Raw genomic sequence first — 19,892 nt, 5'->3', positions numbered from 1 at the left:
CACTTCGAAGAAAACACATAAGAAACAAAGAATTGGATAACAATATGAAACAGCCTTTAAAAGCTCTAGCAATCGCTCTTGGACTGACCTTGGGCGCCAACTGTCACGCAATTGAACTTAAGCCAGTCGATACGGATTTTACGCTACAAATACTGGGTTCTGGCGGTCCTATCTCGGATGACCTACGTGCATCATCCGGTGAAATCGTATGGTGGAAAGGCAAATCACGAATCATGATTGATGCCGGTGGCGGTGTTTACCTACGTTTTGGTCAAGCGGGTGCAAAACTTGAAGACCTAGATTTCATGGGTATCACTCACTTCCATACTGATCACGTTAATGATTTGCCTGCTCTTCTTAAAGGTGGCTACTTCTTTGACCGTGACAAGACATTGGAGATTTCAGGCCCAACCGCAGGTTCTGCATTCCCAAGCCTTAACGGTTACTTCGCAGCGAATTTTGACCCAGACCATGGCGCATACGCTTACCTTGCTGGCTTATACGATGGAACCGATGGCCTATTCCCAGTCAATCTTACCGATGTTGACTATCAATCCACAGAGCCAACCGTTGTTTACGAAAAAGATGGTTTGAAAATCACTGCTCTGGGTATTCCTCATGGTGATGTGCCTTGTCTTGCTTACCGAATCGAAAGTGAAGAAGGCGTGATGGTGATTTCAGCCGACCAAAATGGTAGCAACCCTGCGTTCTTAGACTTCGCTCGTGGCGCCGACATCATGATGATGCCAATGGCGATTCATGAACAAGCCGATGGTGTTTCTACATTCATGCACGCCAAGCCTTCTGTCATCGGTGAAATTGCTAAAGAGATCAATCCAAAAATGTTGGTACTTAACCACTGGATGGGTCTAGGCCTTAAGCGCAAATCTGAATCGATCAAAATCGTACGCGAATACTACGACGGGCCAATCATGTCTGGTCGTGATTTGGCTAGTTTCCCTATGTCTGCTGTAAAGGAGAAATAATATGAACAACAAAATCGCCCTATCAATCGCGATCACGTCTGTGATTAGTCTTAACTCTGCAATGGCGTTTGCTGATGCACCAGCCGAAGCGCCTGTTGAAGCTAAACAATCTTCAGGACACGGAGGGAAATGTGCCGCGGGTAAATGTGGTACAGAAAAACGCTTCGAAAAAGCGGAACTAACAAGCAACCCTCAAGATCGTTTAGTGCGTGCACGTGATGGGAAATGTGGCTTAACGGCTGAAGGTATCTCGCCAAGTAAAGAGCGCATCTTAATGGCGATTAGCAAGGTGACAGGTGGTGTATGTGGCCAGTAGAAACGCATAACACTAATGCTTTAAAAACGAATACTTTAAAAACTAAAGCTTCAGCATCAAACGACCGAGCTCCTAAAAGCAGAGAGTTAAACCATAAAGTGCGAATGATTCAGAATACAGACAAAGGCATTGGGCTACGCAGTGAGCATATTGAACTGCTCGCTCGTTCCCCAAAGCACCCTGATATCGATTTTCTGGAGTTGGCTCCCGAGAACTGGATGAGCTTAGGCGGACTTAAGCGCGAACAACTACAGGATATAGCGAAGCAATACCCTTTGATCGCACACGGTTTGAGCTTATCCATTGGAGATTGTCAGCCGCTTAATACGAAGTTTGTTCGTCAGGTTGGTCAATTTCTCGATGAACTGAATATTCAGGTATACAGCGAACACTTGAGTTTCTCTCGAGACAGCCAAGGGTATCTGTATGAACTGTTACCTGTGCCACGCCGCGCAGAAAACATCGGCTATCTAGCGGACAGAATCAAGCAAGTCCAAGACATCATTCAACGTCCTTTGGTCATGGAGAACATCTCTTATTACCACAATTACGGAGATGAGATGCCAGAGGGTGAGTTTATCGCCGAAATAGCAAAGCGCAGTGGTTGTGAGTTGTTGGTCGATATCAACAATCTTTATGTGAACAGTCAGAACCACCACTTTGATGCGACTGAAATGCTTAAGGCATTGCCAAGTGATGCTATTCGCTATTACCACATTGCTGGGCATTTGGTTGAGAGTGACAGATCGGTTGCAGGTAACACAGCGGTTGAAAGTAACAAGTCGCTACTTGATACCCACGGTATGGAAGTACAGCAAGAGGTTATCGACTTGGCGCGTTATGTGTTCGATCTTCATGGCAGCAAACCGTTGTTACTGGAAAGAGACAACAACGTACCTCCTTTGGTTGTGCTTAGTGAAGAGTTACGAACAGTGCATCGTCAGGTATTGAACGCAGGTGTTGCTCATCGTCCAATGAATCAGGAGTTGGTTTATGCATAACCCTCCTAGCATGATGATCAGTCAAACGCAGGCGTTAACCGCATTGATACGTTCGCCACTTGAAGACAACGCAGTGTGTCGATACAGCGAGTTCATTAGAGACAACGTATTTGGTGTATTGAACAACACATTCCCGCTGTTTTGTCAGCAAGTCGACCAAGACCAACTACTGATGTTAGTTGATGAATTTGTGGTCGTGCATTACGCCTCAGAGCCAGAGTTTCATCATATAGCAACTGAGTTTGTCAGCTTTGTTCAACGTAGAACTCAGTCAATGTATATCTCTAGTTTTAGTGATTTGTCTACCTTGAGTGCGAGTCATGAGCTTACAGCCGATCAACTGGCGGTGTTGGAGTACGAATGGTGTGCCTTTTGCGTTGAGATTGATTCGTCAAAGCAAGTTCTGCCTTTGTCGCGGACTCGTGACTTTCACGTCGATGAACGGCAGCTTCAATTGGGTTTGCTAGTCAACAGTACGATGAAGCTCGTGCAGGTACCTTTCATTGTTCATGGTGAGTCGCTGACGTTTCTAACACAAAGGCGGTATCCCGTTTATTACGCGATTTATCGCGACTCTGACCAACGCGTCAACACGATAAAACTAAGAGAAATTGATGTTGCGATTATCCAAATAATCCAACAACAACCAAATCGTTCTTTAGCCGATATAAAACAAATAATTGCTCAACAATTGGCGAGATTCGAGTTTATTAATTGGGTCGAACACTTCAGTGAAATTGAACTGATTGGCGTTCACTCTTTAGGAGAAAAATTATGATTAAGTCAGCCCTCAGCTGGTACGACGCTATTGTCGACAAATGCAAACAATACGATTACTTAGTACTACTGTCAGTACGTCTCTATTTGATTCCGGTTATTTATGTCGGTGCACGCTCTAAAGTCCTGGGCTTCTCGGGAACTGTGGCATGGTTTGGTGCCTCTGCAGCCGATGGTGGCCTTAATCTTCCCTTCCCTGAGTTATTGGCATTCCTAGCGGCAGCGACCGAAGTATTGGGTTGTATCTGTATCGCGTTAGGTCTGTTTACTCGCTTTATCTCGATTCCAATGATTTTCATGATGAGCGTCGCGAGTGCAATGGTTCACTGGAAACACGGTTGGGATGCGATTGCGACTGGCGATATGGAAGCAACCATTCGACTTAATGGCTTCATCGAGTGGCTCTCGGTTAATTTCCCGGGTCGATACAACTACATCACTGAACTTGGCGACCCGGTAATGCTGAACAACGGTATGGAGTTCGCAGGCACCTACTTCGTGATGCTACTGGTATTGCTTGTTTATGGTGGTGGTCGTTACGTGAGTGCAGATTACTGGCTACGTAAACAGTTCTCTAAAAAACAAAACAAAGCACTTCGTTGGTAATAGATTCTTTTCACACAGCTATATGTAAAACCTTTAATTAGTTCTCTCTAATTATCACCTTATTTTCCATTGTCTTACCCGTCACACTCGTGGCGGGAAGGAGTTTTTATGCTTACAGATGTCGTTGATCTGTCGCGGTTTCAATTCGCTAGTACCGCTCTTTATCACTTTATATTCGTCCCCCTAACTATAGGCCTCTCCTTCTTACTCGCAGTGATGGAATCGCTGTATGTCATGACCAACAAAACCATCTACAAGGACATGACCAAGTTCTGGGGTAAATTGTTTGGTATTAATTTCGCTGTCGGTGTTGCTACCGGCTTAACCATGGAATTCCAGTTCGGCACCAACTGGGCTTATTACTCGCATTACGTAGGCGATATCTTTGGCGCCCCACTGGCGATTGAAGCGCTTGTTGCGTTTTTCTTGGAATCAACCTTAGTCGGTATGTTCTTCTTTGGCTGGGACAAGCTTTCAAAGCGTCAACACTTATCGGTAACGTGGTTGACGGCCTTAGGTTCAAATTTCTCCGGTCTGTGGATTCTGATGGCCAATGGCTGGATGCAAAACCCAGTGGGCGCAGAGTTTAACTTCGAAACCATGCGTATGGAGATGACAGACTTCGTCGAAGTGATCTTCAACCCAGTGACTCAAGTGAAGTTCGTGCACACCGTTGCGGCAGGTTACACAACCGGCGCGCTATTTATCATGGGTATCAGTGCTTATTACATGCTTAAAGGGCGTGATTTACCGTTCGCTCGTCGTTCATTTGCAGTAGCAAGTGCTTTTGGTATGGCTGCGATTGTGTCGACAGTGATGCTAGGTGATGAGTCTGGTTATGAATTGGGTGATGTTCAACAGGTGAAGCTGGCGGCTATCGAAGCTGAATGGCACACCGAAGAAGCCCCTGCCTCATTCACACTGTTCGGTTTCCCAAACCAAGAAACCATGGAAACGGACTACGCGATTAAAATCCCATACGTGATGGGTATTATCGCAACGCGATCTTTGGATACGCCAGTTGTCGGGATTTATGATCTATTGGCAAAGAATGAAGAACGTGTTCGCAGCGGCATCTTAGCTTATGGGCTTTTAGAAAAACTGCGTTCTGGTGATAAATCACAACAAAATATCGATGATTTTGAATCGGTTAAACATGACTTAGGTTATGGATTACTGGTTAAGAAATACAGCGATAACGTGGTGGATGCAACAGAGCAACAGATCAAACAAGCGGCTAAAGACACAATCCCAACGGTAGCCCCTCTATTCTGGAGTTTCCGCATCATGGTGGTGTGTGGCGTCTTAATGTTCGCCATTATTGGTCTTTCATTCGTACAAATTTGTCGCCGTAAGATTGGTACCAATCGTTGGTTACTGAAAGCAACGATATGCGCGATTCCACTTCCTTGGATTGCTTGTGAAGCCGGTTGGTTTGTTGCGGAATATGGCCGTCAACCATGGGCGATTGGTGAAATTCTACCAGTCAACATGGCGGCTTCTAATCTACCCGCTTCAAGTCTGTGGATCTCTATCGGCTTGGTTTATTTGTTCTATACCGCGTTCTTGATTATAGAAATGTTTCTGATGGTTAAGTTTGCAAAAATGGGCCCGAGCGCACTGAAAACGGGTCGCTATCATCATGAGCAATCAAACCAAGATCTAGCTATTACAGGTGAACAAAGCACACCACGTCAGCTAGATAAAACTATCGATCTTCATTAAGGAATTCAGATGTTTGATTACGAAAATCTTCGCCTGTTTACATGGGCAGTTATTGGCGTGTTGTTGATCGGTTTTATCATTACCGATGGATTCGACATGGGCGTTGCGGCGTTGCTCCCTGTTCTAGGGAAGTCAGAAGTTGATCGACGAATCATGATCAACTCGATCGCCCCTAACTGGGACGGTAACCAAGTATGGTTGGTTACGGCGGGTGGCGCTATCTTCGCGATATGGCCTGCAATCTACGCGGCTGCGTTCTCCGGGTTTTATTTAGCCATGATTTTAGTGTTGGCGACCTTGTGGTTAAGACCCCTCGGTATGGATTACCGCGCTAAGATCGACAACCCGCAATGGAAGAAAGCCTGTGATATTGCACTTATCGTCAGTGGCTTCATTCCTCCGGTTATCTTTGGTGTTGGTTTCGGTAACTTGATGATTGGCGTTCCGTTTGAATTTAACGAATTGCTAATGATGTCATACCAAGGTGGTTTCTGGGATCTGCTAACGCCCTTCCCACTGTTATGTGGTTTGGTGAGCTTAGCGATGGTTATCACGCAAGGCGCGGCATTCCTACAGATGAAAACGACGGGAGATTTAAAACAACGCGCACAGAGAGTGATCGTATGTATGGCGCTTGTCACTGTCGGTCTGTTTATTATTGGCGGGTTATACGCGTATACACTTCCGGGTTATCTGATTACTAGCCCAGTTGTTACTGATGGTGTTTCAAACCCATTACTAAAGCATGTGGTGAAGTTTGATGACTTACTGCTACATAACTACGAAAACTACCCGATACTTTTGGCAATTCCTGCGCTAGGTATCATCGGAATGCTGAGTTGTGCACTGATGACTCGACTTAACCGCGCTGGCTTGGCCTTCGCTTCTTCGAGCTTATCAATAGCAAGCATCATAACGACAGCGGGCGTTGCCCTTTTCCCAATGATCATGCCATCTAGCTTGATGCCATCGCATAGCTTAACGCTATGGGACGGAACATCGAGTGAGTTAACACTGAGCATTATCTCGGTTGTCGCAGTTATCGTGGTGCCAATTATTTTGGGTTACACAATCTGGTGTTACTACAAAATGTTCGGTCGATTAGATAGCCAATACATTCACGATAACAGCTCGTCACTGTATTAATTAGAGATGAAATAGGAGGATAACCTATGTGGTATTTATGTTGGGTACTGGGCGTATTATTAGCCTGCGCGTTTGGAATTATTAATGCGCTATGGCTAGAACACACCGACTTTCTCGATGAACAAAACTGAACGGTAAATTCAGTAATAAGTGTTAACTAAACAATAAGCTAACTCACTTAAAAGCCTTCATTAAATGCGATGCCTACGATCTCAAAGATCACCGACATTCGTGTTAATGAGGGCTTTCTTATTCATGCCTTGTTCTATATGAGTTCTATGTATCTTAGCTTTTTTGTATCGTAGCCTTTGCGTATTGTATCAAGGGGTCTGTTCGTTGCAGCGAGCAAGTATCGAACGTGAGTGTGAAGCTTGAAAAGATAGTGGCGCAGTTTAAGTATTGATTAGCAAAAAGCATTTGAGACCACCGCTCGGCGTATTTGCGATGAAAAAACTGATATGAAAAACCGAGAGGAAGATAAACAAAAGGCCTCTATCTTGCTAATAAGATAGAGGCCTTTCTAATCAGGAATACGTAATAACGTTGTATTACGTAATCATGTTTAATGTGTACTAAGCGCGTGCTTTCAAGAACTCAGCGTAAGTACCACGGAAGTCGTTGATCTTACCGTCTTTGATTTCAAGAACACGAGTCGCTAGAGAGTCTACGAATACGCGGTCGTGAGATACGAAGAACAATGTGCCTTTGTAGTTCTCAAGAGCCAAGTTAAGCGCTTCGATAGATTCCATATCCATGTGGTTCGTTGGCTCATCCATTAGAAGGATGTTTGGTTTGTGCATCATGATCTTGCCAAGAAGCATACGACCTTGCTCACCACCAGAGATAACCTTTACCGACTTCTTGATGTCGTCTTGGCCAAACAGCATACGACCTAGGAAGCCACGAACAACCTGCTCGTCTTCGCCTTCTTGACGCCATTGGCTCATCCAATCAAACAGGTTCATGTCTTTTTCAAAATCATGTGCGTGATCTTGAGCGTAGTAACCGATGTTTGAGTTTTCAGACCACTTGTACTCACCTTCGCGCGCTTCTAGAGCACCCGCTAATGTGTTAAGAAGCGTTGTTTTACCTACGCCATTCTCACCGATGATAGCAACACGCTCACCAACTTCGAAAATCGCATCGAACTTGTTGTATAGGTCTTCTTCAAAGCCTTGAGCTAGGTTTTCAACCACAAGTGCGTTACGGAATAGTTCTTTAGACTGTTCGAAACGGATGAATGGGTTTTGACGGCTAGACGCTTTAACTTCGTCTAGTTGAATCTTGTCGATCTGTTTAGCACGAGACGTTGCTTGTTTCGCTTTAGATGCGTTAGCAGAGAAACGAGAAACGAACGTTTGAAGTTCAGCAATTTGTGCTTTCTTCTTAGCGTTATCAGATAGTAGACGTTCACGAGCTTGTGTCGCTGCTGTCATGTACTCATCGTAGTTACCTGGGAACAGACGAAGTGCGCCGTAATCAAGGTCAGCCATGTGTGTACAAACTGAGTTTAGGAAGTGACGGTCATGCGAAATGATGATCATTGTGCAGTTACGTTGGTTAAGCGTATCTTCCAACCACTTGATGGTGTCCATGTCCAGGTTGTTCGTTGGTTCGTCAAGAAGCATGATATGCGGGTCTGCAAACAGTACTTGAGACAATAGAACACGAAGTTTCCAACCCGGTGCTACTTCGCTCATTAGGCCGAAGTGCAGTGATTCTTCAATACCTACAGCAAGAAGAAGCTCACCGGCTTTAGCTTCTGCCATGTAACCGTCCATTTCAGCGAACTGAACTTCAAGGTCAGCTACCTTCATGCCGTCTTCTTCGCTCATTTCAGGCAAAGAGTAAATGCGGTCACGCTCTTGCTTAATAGCCCAAAGCTCTTTGTGACCCATGATAACCGTGTCGATTACCGTGAATTCTTCGTAAGCAAATTGGTCTTGGTTTAGTTTAGCTACGCGCTCGTTTGGATCGTAGCTTACGTTACCAGCACTTGGTTCAAGTTCACCTGATAGGATCTTCATGAACGTCGATTTACCACAGCCATTCGCGCCGATTAAACCGTAACGGTTACCTTCGCCGAACTTAACTGAAATATTTTCGAAAAGTGGCTTAGCGCCGAATTGTTGAGTGATATTTGCTGTGGAGATCAATGCCTTTACCTTTTTAATGTGAAAAACGCCGCAACGTTACTTCTTCGGGGCTTTAACTTCAAGTATTGATTGCAATTACAGGCCATTAAGTGAGTGATAACCTAGCCAAATCATAATTTGAGCTGACTCACACTTTTGATTTTCTCTTTGTGTTCATTAAAACGCCACAATGAGGAAAATACAAAATAGCGAACAACCGCCGATAATGGGGTTTATATAACGCCTTAAATCCCACGGATAATTGAATATATCGCACGGCGCATCGTTACAACCTAACCCACTTTCCCCTATTTATTTACTGTGCTGGTTGATGCTCAAATACTAGCCTAAACCCTGACAATTTCATGACAAAGATGAAAGAAACAGGAATAAAGTACTCGCCCCCGAAAAAGGGTTAGATTTCACAAAGCACCATTATCTAACTATAGTAATCCTAACCTCATAATTCTAAGAGACTTTTATGCGTTCATTATCGCGCTTCTTATTGTTCACTTTGGCCATGATCTCTTGGCCTAGTCATGCCAACTTGGAATATGACTTACAGTCACGTCCTCAGGTGTCTGACATTGCCCAAGATCTGGATCAACGGATTAATGCACTCCCCGACCCTCTGTTTATGGAAGCGGCTGACAAACGTAAGGTCAATGTTTTGTTGGCTGAAGTGCTTCGTGTTCAAAACCAACAAATCGCAACCTTTGATCAACAGCTTCTGGATTATCGAAAAAACAGCGATGCGGATCTGTGGTTTGACGTTGAATCGAGCTACGTTACATTAAACAGTTTAAATGTGAGTAAGCAGCACTTACTTGAGCAGACGACTACCGCGAACAAAGAGCGCCTAACGGGTTTTGGCCCTTATGGTGTCACGCAGTTTAAGCAAGAGTGGCGACTGACTAAGCTCAACGTTGAATATTTGGTGTATTTCCAAACTCGTAGCTTCAAAGCGTTGATAAAAGACATCTTCATTTCACCCGTTCCTGTGATTGGCGCGTCTTTGAAAGTGCTGTTTATTTACTTTGGTTTAGTGTGGTGGCTATCAAACAGCACGCGCCTGATTGAATTGTTCCGAGTTAATTTCTTAGAAGCGAAACAGAACCCTCCATTCTTGGTGCGTTTGATTTGGTACGTGAGTCGTGCCCATCGCGCGATAGCGTGGTTAATCGCGATTACTATTTCGTTGCGTATTCTCTCAAGCATACCGAGCTTACAACACTTGATTTTCCTCGAGATCTTTACGTGGTGGATTCTCGGTGGCTCGATAGCAATCAGCTTTATTCTTGAGTTTGCTTACCGATTAGGTCGTACATCAAACCAAGAAGTGATTGCGTTGCGGCTCTCGACCATTCGTCGTTACGTATGGAGCTTCATTGTCGCGGGTGTGATTCTGCAGATTTCGATTCGTACGCTAGGTAAAGGCACGATCTACAGCTGGATCTACAGTGCGCTGTTCTTCTGGTTTGTTCTTGTGACTATCTCAGTATTGAGGCTATGGCGCGCAAAAGTGTTTGATGCGCTACAACATATTTCAGATCGCCCTGTATGGGTGAACTGGGCTGTGAATCGCCAAGACACATTTATTCTCAATATACTGGCAACCGCAATTGGTATTGTATGGCTATCCGTTTATACCTTCCAACATCGTATTATGGCGCTGTTATCCGGTTATACCCTGTTCAGTCAGGCGCTTGCTTATCTATTTAGAATTGAAGTCGCAAAACAGTCCGACCTTGATAAGAACCAACAAAATCTCGTGAGAATCAAAGGCGATCAAACCTTTGAATACGTTCTGCCAGGTTCAATCGATAGCACCTTGATTGACTATGCGGGCGACGAAGTTAAACAACTTAACCGTTATCTGATGTCTGACAGCCCAGCGATTTGTATTGTGTCTGGTGAGCGTGGTGTGGGTTCAACAACGCTGCTCTACACGCTACTTCATAAAGTCACCAACGCTGAACCTATTTACGTTAGCTGCCCTTATGCTGGTTACAAAGAGTTTCTTTGCCACTTAGCTGTAAGCATCGGATTAGAAGAAGAAGCGACTGAAATTCAGATTCTGGCTCACTTACGTAAAAGCGAAACCACTTATCTGATCGCGATCGACAACGCACAACGACTTGTTAAGCCGATGGTTGGCGGATTGTCTGATCTGATTCGCTTAACCAACTTACTGCGCCGTTCTAAAAAGAATCACCGTGTAGTGATGTCGATTGCTAAATCAAGCTGGCGATTTGTCGATAGAGCTCGTGGTGAGCGTCTGTTGTTTGATTTCGTGTGTTTCCTACCTCGTTGGACTGAGAAGCAAATCGGCGAGCTACTAACAAGCCGTATCAATACCGAGTTAGAAAAGCCGTTGTCGTTTGATGGCTTGGTAGTCCCTAAACAGTGGGACCAAGATGAGATGACAGAAGAAGAACGTGCTCGCCAAGGCTTCTATCGAATTCTATGGCATTACTCTGATGGTAACCCAACAGTTGCGCTGCGCTTCTTCCGTTTATCTCTCAATAGAAACAAAGACACCGACCAAGCTGTTGTCCGGCTGTTCCATGTGCCTGAAGCGCAAGAGTTAGAGAACATGCCGAAACCAATGTTGGCCGTGCTTCGCTCGATTGTTCAGCTAGAGATAGCCTCTCCTGAAGTTCTGTCTGACTGTACTCAACTGAGTATTGCTGAGATTACGGGTATTTTGCGCTACTTCGAAAGTCGAGGTTACATTGGTTGGAGTGAAGAGAAGGCAAAAATTTCCGATCACTGGTTCCGCCACATTACTAACGTTCTCGACCGTCAACATCTATTGGTGAAGTAACATGAAGAAATTATTTATCCTATTACTTGTTGGCCTTGCTACTACTGTGAGTTTTCCGACCTTCGCGACGGAAGAGTTGGCCAATGTAGAAAACATCTCGAAGATTGCGAGTTTAGTACGATGGAGTGGCGTATTTTTCTCCGCTATCGTCATTGCCGCAATGTGGCTATTGCTCAAATTTATCAACTCCTTGGTAACGAGTTTTGGTAGTCAATTTGTACAATACCGAATGCTACTGCAAAAGCTTCAGTCGTTTATGCAGTTCTTCATCTATGTGAGCACGGGTCTAATCGTGTTTATGATGAGCTTTCGTATCAACGACCAAATACTCGCTCTGATTGGTGGTACCCTCGCTGTGTCCGTTGGCTTTGCGCTTAAAGACTTGGCGGCCTCTTTCATTGCTGGTATCACGGTGATGATCGATAGACCCTTTCAAGTTGGTGACCGTGTCACGTTTGAAGGTAACTACGGCGACATTATCACTATTGGTTTACGTTCTGTTCGTATGAGAACGCTGAACGATGACATCATCACGATCCCGAACAACAAGTTCTTGAATGAAGTGACGACGAGCGGTAACTATGGCGCATTGGATATGCAAGTGGTGATCCCCTTCTATGTCAGCATGGACGAAGACATCACCCTCGCTCGTGATCTAATTCAAGAGGCAGCGTCTTCAAGCCGTTATATCCACTTGCCTAAGCCTGTTACGGTTCTGGTTAAACAGACGATTACGGATAACTATCTAGCAATACAGTTAACTTGTAAGGCTTATGTGGTCGATACGGCTTATGAGAAGTTATTTGAAACTGACATTACGTTGCGTGTGATGAAAGAGTTTAAGAAGCACAACATTAACCCACCGAAAATTTCAGTGGCAACGCATTGATCGAGATTGGCTTAACGCTCTCTAAGCAAATGAGCTAATTAGTCATCTATAAACAAAAACACCTCCGAACTTGTCTTAAGTGCGGAGGTGTTTTTTTATGAGGTTTAGCTTAGCTTTTCTCGGCCAAACCTAGGTTGGGATTAAACCTTAAAGTACTTCAACTGATCGGTAAGGTGTTCTGTGGTGTTGGCCATTTTCTGGCTGTCTTCTGCGAGCGACTGTGAAGCTTGCAGTACTTCGTTAGCCGCCAGATGAATCCCAGTGACACTTTCACTCATTTCGGTTGCTACCGTGCTCTGTTGCTCCGAGGCTGCTGCAATTTGAGCTACCATGTCGTTGGCGTTATGTAATTCATTCACAATCACATCCAGTTGTTGGCGTGTTTCATTCGAGGCCACGACACTGTGATCCACTTTCTCGTTACTGCTTTGCATCGCTTTAAAGGTACGCTCGGCTTGCTGAGTGAGTTTCTCAATTGTCGATTGCACTTCATTGGTAGAGTTCTGAGTACGACTAGCAAGGTTACGAACTTCGTCTGCTACAACCGCGAACCCTCTTCCTTGTTCACCCGCACGTGCCGCTTCTATCGCCGCGTTGAGTGCTAATAAGTTAGTTTGCTCTGATACATCACGGATCACGCTGACCACTTGGCTTATTTCGCTAACACCGGATTGTAGGTCTCTTACCAACTCGTTTGCCGTAGAGATGTTTTCTGAAACTTGAGAGATCGTCTTAGACGTGACCTGCATGTTCTTATCGTTTTGATTGGCATGATCGACGACTTTATTGGTACTCGCCGCTGTGTTCTCTGCATTAACCGCGACATCAGAAATGGTGGCGCTCATTTCTGTCATCGCAGTAGACAATAACTCAAGCTGAGCGTGTTGCGAATTGACACTGGTCGCTGCCTCTTCACTCGCTTGAGCAATGTGGCTTGCCATGTTACTGGACAGATCCGCAGATTCATTGGCAGTACGTAGCGTGCTTTGCAATTTATCGAGCATAGTGTCGATCTGTTGGCTCATATCGCCTAGCTCATCTTTACGCGTCATATTCATACGTACACGAAGGTCGCCATCGGCAATCTTATGGGTGTTATCGATAAGCTTATTGAGAGGCACAAGGATGTTATTGGATATCGCGTAGCCCATCGCAAACAACAAGCCAGACAACACAACCGCAACCATTCCTTCTTTAATCGCCAACGCATAGAACGCATCTTGAATATCAGCGACCAAAATTCCAGACCCTAGCACCCAATTCCATTCAGGGAACAGTTGTACGTATGAGATCTTGTCTTTCAACTCTCCATTTGGGCTCTTCCATTGGTAGTCAAGAAAGCCTTTCTGTTGCGCTGTTTGAGAAATGGTCACCATCTCACGCCAGTGATACTTGCCTGCGCCATCTCTTAAGTTACCCGCATTTTTGCCATTGAGTTCTGGCTTGAGTGGATGACTAATGATGTTGAGTTGTTGGTTTAAGATCCAAAAATAATTGGTGCTGTCATAGCGAAGCGTTTCAATGGCTTGCAATGCTTGTTTCTTTGCTGTCTCTTCGCCAAGAACGTTTCGTTGGTCGTAATAGTGTTGAGCTAGGCTGACCGCTGTTTCGACTTGTGCACTGAGTTTATCTTGGCGCTCTTCCATGGAGCTAGCGCGCTGTTGCATTAGATTAAAAGTGGATGCCATTACCAATAGAACAACCGATAAAATGACGATGGATACGAGTTTTGATTTGATAGATAAGTTACTTAATTTCATAGCTGACTGACTTTATTATTTGTTTTGATTATGGATTTTCGACCAAGTTATCAAAATTTCGTACAGTTCAGATGATATGCATCAAGATCGAAAGATATACACCATGTTACATAGCCAAAAGGAGGTGCTCGTCAAACGGGCAGAGGTTGAGATTTAATTGGCGATAGTTTAGTAGTGCGGAATTTTCGTGCTTGGGCTGAAACGTTCATGTAACAGCCCAAGCGCAGTAGAAATATTATCGGGTGATAATATGGTTGGATTCGATTCGGTCTTAAAGCTAAATAATTATAGGTTTGAGACCAACAACTGTGGTGTCGCTTTTTGTTGAAGGTAGATACTAAAGCGGCTTCCTCTACCTACTTCTGACTCGACACGTATTTCGCCACCCGTTTGGCTCAAGATACTTTGAGATACCGACAAACCTAAACCTGTACCGTCGCGTTTGGTGGTATAGAAAGGCGAGAAAATACGTTTTAGTTGCTCTTCTTTGATACCACAGCCTTCGTCTTCAACATGAACAATAGCCCCATGAGACACGCCATTTTCAACCCAGTCTTCACTTGAAATAGTCAATGTGCCCTTTCCGTCCATCGCGTGAATCGCGTTCATCTGTAGGTTAACCAGAATCTGTAGCAATTGGTTGCGGTTCACTTCGACAGACGTTTTTGCGTGCAGTTGCGAAACATACACAATGCCTTTCTTCTTAGCGCCTGTTTTGACAAGCGTAATGCTCTCGTCGACGATTGGATTGATGTGTTGCCAAGTGATTTCGTCTTGTACGCCGCCATGTCGGCTGTATTGAAGTAGGCTTCGTGTAATATTTCGGATTCGGTCAATCTGCTCCATGATCGCGTGGACTTCCTCGTCTACACGGGCCACTTCGTCACCAAGCTCAAACTTCATCAACTCGACATTGCCAAGAATCACAGCCGTTGGGTTATTAATCTCATGGGCAATACCTGCGGTTAACTCACCTAATGCGGCTAATTTCTCATTGACCACCAGCTTATCTCTAGCTTGGTTGAGAAGCTGGATATGAAGTTCGAGTTCTTCGGTTTTCTCTTTCAAACTGGCAGTACGAGAATGAACCTTACATTCGAGCTCAGACGCCGCTTGTTGAATTTCTTGATTACGCTCGTGGAGCAGATCTAACATTTTGTCGAATTGCTTAGCCAACAAAGTGAGTTCGTGTTGATCATCTAAACCAAGTGTACCTATTCGCTTGTCTTGCCCCATCTGGACGAGCTTCACGACCTTATGGATGCGTTCAATTGGGTTGAAAAGATCACGCGCGCCACGGTGAACGATCCAACCGGAGATCAAGAGTAACAGCACAATGGTAATGCTGATTTCACCAAGATTGGTTAAGTACGTTTCCACTAATGGCCAAATCAAATAACCGGTATAGAGCATGCCGATAACGTTATCGAACTGGTCATGAATCGGTTGATATGCCGTGATGTACCAAGCGTCATAAACGTAAGCACGATCCAACCACTCTTTGCCTTCATTCAAGACTTTTGAGTGAACCTCATGCGAAACACGAGTGCCGATTGCGCGCCCTGCACTCTCTTCACTGCTCAGCGGTACATTCGTGCTCACACGTAGGTCATCAAGGAAAACCGTGACAGTACCGATACGACGATTGAAACCATCGCGTTGCGGATAAATTAGGTTGCTGATCTGATCAACTAACTGCGTGCTGTTGTTAAGTAAGATCCCGCCATCAAGAAAACCAATGACGTGATCATTACTGTCTCGAATCGACACAACGGTGCGGCTAACCAAACCACGAGATTCAACATTTCGGCTATTAAGCATTGGAACTTCGGCTTGCCTTGCAAGATTTTGGTCTAAATCGTTGAGCTCGCTTTGGCTTAATACACTAAAGAACGACGCTTTGTGTGTCAGGTTGAGGTATTCAAGTTTTTTCTCCATGCTCTCGACGCTACGCCAGCGCAGAAAATCGAGTTCATAGCGAGATTTGTTTTCTGAAACCCAACGTGTGAGCTCTTTTTTTGAAATATCACTCTTGAGTTTGATTCGGAAGTTGTAAGACTCAGCAAAGGCTTGAACGTTATAGGCCTGTTGGCTTTGAATCAGTTGAATACTGTTGTCTGCAACATCCAACCGCTCATCAACATCAATCAATGCGCCCTGCCATGTGTAGTGAACAGACCAATACAAAGTGATCGCAACCAGAGCACATAGAGTTAAGATGATCGGAGCCGACGTTAAAAATAACAGACGGTACCGCACCATGGTTTTGAATCGGAACGCCCACTTTGACCACCAATGACGTCTAATCGGCATATTCAGAGCCTTCTGTATTCCATTCTTTGTATTTACGCTCTAACGTTTTACGAGCAACGCCAAGATCCCGAGACGCTGCTGACTTGTTCCCATCATGAAAACTCACCAACTGTTCTATATGTGCTTTCTCAACATCTTTGAGTGTCCAATTGTTTGGGTAACCTTCAACGGCATCATTGTTATCCAAATTAGGTAACTCAGCACCATGTGACACTGTCACCGAAATGCTGGTGGGTGCTGGATCACCGTTAATCTCACGCCAATAATGTGCTGGTGGCTTATCTAATAAGATGCAACGTTCAACTAAGTTTTTAAGTTCACGGATATTCCCCGGCCATTCGTATTCGTTCATTGCCAAAATGTCTTCATGCGCCCAGTTTGGAACCGGTACACAAAGCTCGCTCGATAGTAAACGGGTAAAGTAAGGAACGAGCTCAATAAGATCGGACGGACGTTCTCTTAGGGGGACAACGTCAATCTTAAGAACATTAAGTCGGTAAAACAGATCACGACGGAAGTGTCCTTTATCGACCTCTTCTTGAAGATTACGGTTTGTCGCCGCAACCACACGTACATCGACAGCAATCTCTTTCTCACTGCCAACAGGTCGAATCGTTCGTTGTTCTAAAACGCGTAAGAGCGCCGCTTGCATTGGCAGTGGCATCTCACCGATTTCATCAAGGAACAGTGTGCCGCCACTTGCGACTCTAAACAGGCCTTCTCTATTTTTCTTAGCACCAGTAAAGGCACCAGACGTATGGCCAAACAATTCACTTTCTAAAAGCTCAGGAGCTATCGCACCACAGTTGATTGGCACAAATGGCCCTGTTCGTTTACTGGCTTCATGCACGCCACGAGCAACCAACTCTTTACCCGTTCCCGACTCGCCTTCGATTAACACCGATGCTCTTGATGGTGCGAATTGACTGATGAGCTGCTTAAGTTGTTTGGTTTTATCTGAGTTGCCGATCAGTTCCGTTTTGATATGACGGCTAACATCGCGCTTCAACGCGTATTGCATTCTTTGATCTAGGCGCTTGTCCATGCAGCGAAGTACTGCTTTTATCATCTGCTCTAAGTTGAAAGGCTTCAAAATGAAATCAGAGGCCCCAAGCTTAAGTGCAGATATGGTCATTTCAAGATCAGCGTAACCTGTCATGAAAATTACGTCGGCGCGTTTGTCAGCGTCGTTGAATACCTCTTCCCATTCAATACCAGAACGACCTGGGAGATTGATATCGAGCACGATCAAATCGAAGTGCTCGTTGCAACGTAGAACCTCAGCTTCTTCTACCGAACCGGCACTGGATACCTTGCCAAAATACTTACCTAGTGCTTTCTTAAGAATAGCCTGCATACCAATTTCATCGTCGACCACCAAGACAGAAAATGCCTGATATTGAGTCAATGTGTTGGAGTTGAGGTTAGAAGCGCTTGAACTAGGTAAAGACATAATGATCAGCCGATAGGGAAAGTTGGGACAGAGTGTACCAATTAACCTTTTACGCAACAGGGTCAATGTGCGACATTTTGTCCTAGCTCATGTTTTGTTTTAATTTATGGGGTCAAATGACGCAGTTTCGTTCGAAATAACAGCAATTTAATGAGATCTGATGCATGATTTATTGGCACTAACATTGCTTATAAGGTGATGATTTCTAATTACAAAAATTAGCACTCATGAACATGACCTTCTTTGAGCCCTTTGAAGTTGAAGGCGTGTCATTCATTTATAACAGAATGGACATAATAATAATGAAAGCAATTCCCTTAACTATTGCCGCTCTATCTATCGTCAGTTACTCGGCTAGCAGCGCAGAAGACACCACGCACATCAAACTTGCGACAACAACAAGCACGTATCACTCTGGCCTACTAGACTACCTATTACCTGAGTTCGAAAAAGACTCTGGTATTAAAGTTGACGTTCTAGCTGCAGGTACGGGTAAATCACTTCGTATGGGTGAGAACGGCGATGTCGATTTGGTGATGACGCACGCACCAAAAGCAGAAGCGAATTTCGTTGAGCAAGGCTACGGCGTTCTACCTCGTAAACTGATGTATAACGACTTTGTTATTGTGGGCCCTCAAAATGATCCTGCGAAAATTGAATCTCAAAAAGCAGTAGCTGATGTGTTCAAAGCGATTGCAACGAACAACGTGACGTTCGTTTCTCGTGGTGACGATTCTGGTACTCATAAGAAAGAGATGGGTATCTGGGCACAAACCAAAATGGAACCAAACTTCGGTGGTTACCGCAGTGTTGGTCAAGGTATGGGCCCTACTCTAAACATGGCGTCTGAAATGCAAGGCTACACCATGACAGACCGTGGTACTTGGTTGGCTTACCAAAACAAATTGGATCTTAAAATCCTTTTCCAAGGTGACAAGAACCTATTTAACCCTTACCAAGTGATTCTTGTTAACCCAGAGCGCTACCCGACCATCAACTACCAAGCAGCGAAAGTATTCAGTGATTGGTTGGTTAACCCTAAAGGTCAGAAACTGATTAACGACTTTAAACTGCACGGCAAGCAGCTGTTTGTTGCAAGCGCAGAATAGTCGTCATTGCACTATTCTTACAGGGTGAATAGTGAACTCGAAAAGAATGAATAGCTGACTCACCCTGTTTCGCTAATCCAAAGTCAGCTATTACCAAAATATCAGCATTACTTTTTAAGACTTATTGTCGCTTTAAACGAGATACTTCATGACCCTATGGCAAACAACGCTTGATGCAATGAATCTACTGGTGAGTTTTGACCACGAACTGTGGAAAATCGTCGCGGTATCTTTCAGCGTTTCATTGTCCGCCATTTCATTGGTGATTGTTCCTGCAATCATCATGGCTTTCTTATTGGCTTACACCGAGTTCCCCGGTAAATGGGCGTTGCTTTCGGTGATCAACACCTTACAAGCGATACCGACCGTGGTAATTGGCTTGTTGATGTACATGATGCTCTCTCGTTCTGGCCCTTTGGGTGACTGGCAATTGCTGTTCACGCAAAAGGCGATGATTCTCGGTCAGATGCTGATCTGTTTCCCAATTCTGGTCGCTATGATGCATGGCGCGCTGCAAGCCAGTGATCGCCGAGCAGTAGAAACAGCGCGTACCCTTGGAGTCTCAACCACTCGAGTCGCGTGTACTTTAATTTGGGAAACACGATTCCCTCTGTTGGCAGCCACCATTGCTGCATTCTCACGTATCGTGACCGAAGTTGGTTGTTCGATGATGGTGGGTGGCAACATTATGGGAATGACACGAAATATCCCTACGGCTATTGCTATGGAAAGTCACAAAGGCGCATTTGCTCAAGGTGTGGCACTTGGTATGGTTTTATTAGCATTGGCATTAGCCCTTAACTTTTTCCTTTCCAGTGTGAGAGGAAAAGGCTACTTGAGAACTTAGGA

At 44.7% G+C, this 19,892-nt stretch carries 16 protein-coding genes; 12 read left to right on the top strand and 4 right to left on the bottom strand.

Translation table 11 applies throughout. The features are described from left to right. The first annotated feature begins 44 nt into the window (after positions 1 to 44). The 8 genes from AC3CKG_RS08210 (at position 45) to cydX (ending at position 6,688) form a co-directional block, all read left to right on the top strand. On the top strand, positions 45 to 986 hold the full coding sequence (locus AC3CKG_RS08210; protein ID WP_102344569.1) for an MBL fold metallo-hydrolase: 942 nt from the start codon (positions 45 to 47) through the stop codon (positions 984 to 986). Between the two features lies 1 nt (position 987). Then, entirely contained in the window at positions 988 to 1,302 is a 315-nt protein-coding gene (locus tag AC3CKG_RS08205; protein WP_488529204.1) for a hypothetical protein, read from the top strand. A 98-nt stretch (positions 1,303 to 1,400) separates the two neighbouring features. After that, positions 1,401 to 2,303, top strand: coding sequence for an MbnB/TglH/ChrH family RiPP precursor modification enzyme (locus AC3CKG_RS08200; RefSeq protein ID WP_488529242.1), 903 nt, complete (start codon positions 1,401 to 1,403; stop codon positions 2,301 to 2,303). Beyond that, positions 2,296 to 3,081: an HvfC family peptide modification chaperone gene (locus tag AC3CKG_RS08195; RefSeq protein WP_488529203.1), complete on the top strand. Its 786-nt coding sequence runs from the start codon at positions 2,296 to 2,298 to the stop codon at positions 3,079 to 3,081. The genes AC3CKG_RS08200 and AC3CKG_RS08195 overlap by 8 nt, the downstream gene beginning before the upstream one ends. Next, entirely contained in the window at positions 3,078 to 3,686 is a 609-nt protein-coding gene (locus tag AC3CKG_RS08190) for an HvfX family Cu-binding RiPP maturation protein (RefSeq protein ID WP_065112601.1), read from the top strand. The genes AC3CKG_RS08195 and AC3CKG_RS08190 overlap by 4 nt, the downstream gene beginning before the upstream one ends. Positions 3,687 to 3,794: 108 nt before the next feature. Further along, positions 3,795 to 5,411 carry a cytochrome ubiquinol oxidase subunit I gene (locus AC3CKG_RS08185; protein ID WP_102307852.1) on the top strand — a complete coding sequence of 539 codons (1,617 nt, stop codon included), beginning with the start codon at positions 3,795 to 3,797 and terminating at the stop codon, positions 5,409 to 5,411. A 9-nt stretch (positions 5,412 to 5,420) separates the two neighbouring features. Continuing rightward, on the top strand, positions 5,421 to 6,557 hold the full coding sequence (cydB, locus tag AC3CKG_RS08180; protein WP_488529202.1) for a cytochrome d ubiquinol oxidase subunit II: 1,137 nt from the start codon (positions 5,421 to 5,423) through the stop codon (positions 6,555 to 6,557). 26 nt (positions 6,558 to 6,583) lie between these two features. Then, positions 6,584 to 6,688: a cytochrome bd-I oxidase subunit CydX gene (cydX, locus tag AC3CKG_RS08175; protein WP_080585223.1), complete on the top strand. Its 105-nt coding sequence runs from the start codon at positions 6,584 to 6,586 to the stop codon at positions 6,686 to 6,688. 441 nt (positions 6,689 to 7,129) lie between these two features. Here cydX and AC3CKG_RS08170 read toward each other — a convergent pair whose 3' ends face one another. Then, positions 7,130 to 8,713, bottom strand: a complete 1,584-nt coding sequence (locus AC3CKG_RS08170; protein ID WP_017107090.1) for an ABC-F family ATPase — start codon at positions 8,711 to 8,713, stop codon at positions 7,130 to 7,132. 460 nt (positions 8,714 to 9,173) lie between these two features. Here AC3CKG_RS08170 and AC3CKG_RS08165 point away from each other — a divergent pair, with 460 nt between their 5' ends. Beyond that, on the top strand, positions 9,174 to 11,519 hold the full coding sequence (locus AC3CKG_RS08165; RefSeq protein ID WP_017112067.1) for an ATP-binding protein: 2,346 nt from the start codon (positions 9,174 to 9,176) through the stop codon (positions 11,517 to 11,519). A gap of 1 nt (position 11,520) precedes the next feature. After that, positions 11,521 to 12,408, top strand: a complete 888-nt coding sequence (locus AC3CKG_RS08160; protein WP_017112066.1) for a mechanosensitive ion channel family protein — start codon at positions 11,521 to 11,523, stop codon at positions 12,406 to 12,408. 140 nt (positions 12,409 to 12,548) lie between these two features. On the opposite strand, the gene AC3CKG_RS08155 is transcribed toward AC3CKG_RS08160, so the two are convergent. The 3 genes from AC3CKG_RS08155 to AC3CKG_RS08145 all read right to left on the bottom strand — a co-directional run bounded on the left by AC3CKG_RS08155 (position 12,549) and on the right by AC3CKG_RS08145 (position 17,934). Continuing rightward, positions 12,549 to 14,168 (bottom strand): methyl-accepting chemotaxis protein, encoded by a 1,620-nt coding sequence (locus tag AC3CKG_RS08155; protein ID WP_065103426.1) that lies wholly within the window; start codon positions 14,166 to 14,168, stop codon positions 12,549 to 12,551. Positions 14,169 to 14,453: 285 nt separating this feature from the next. After that, the gene (locus AC3CKG_RS08150) at positions 14,454 to 16,481 is read right to left on the bottom strand and encodes a sensor histidine kinase (RefSeq protein WP_488529201.1); all 2,028 of its coding nucleotides are present in this window, start codon (positions 16,479 to 16,481) and stop codon (positions 14,454 to 14,456) included. Continuing rightward, on the bottom strand, positions 16,471 to 17,934 hold the full coding sequence (locus AC3CKG_RS08145) for a sigma-54-dependent transcriptional regulator (RefSeq protein WP_488529200.1): 1,464 nt from the start codon (positions 17,932 to 17,934) through the stop codon (positions 16,471 to 16,473). Before AC3CKG_RS08145 ends, AC3CKG_RS08150 begins: the two co-directional genes overlap by 11 nt. 302 nt (positions 17,935 to 18,236) lie before the next feature. Here AC3CKG_RS08145 and AC3CKG_RS08140 point away from each other — a divergent pair, with 302 nt between their 5' ends. Together AC3CKG_RS08140 and AC3CKG_RS08135 are read left to right on the top strand one after the other, a co-directional pair. Continuing rightward, a complete protein-coding gene (locus AC3CKG_RS08140; RefSeq protein ID WP_102268003.1) occupies positions 18,237 to 19,043 on the top strand; it encodes an ABC transporter substrate-binding protein in 807 nt (268 codons plus the stop codon). Positions 19,044 to 19,191: 148 nt separating this feature from the next. Next, the gene (locus tag AC3CKG_RS08135) at positions 19,192 to 19,890 is read left to right on the top strand and encodes an ABC transporter permease (RefSeq protein WP_017107083.1); all 699 of its coding nucleotides are present in this window, start codon (positions 19,192 to 19,194) and stop codon (positions 19,888 to 19,890) included. Positions 19,891 to 19,892: the final 2 nt, after the last annotated feature.

The sequence above is a fragment of the Vibrio sp. QJM3NY_15 genome, from assembly GCF_057785995.1.
Note: the sequence above shows the minus strand (reverse complement) of the source record. Positions and strands in the feature narration are given on the sequence as shown.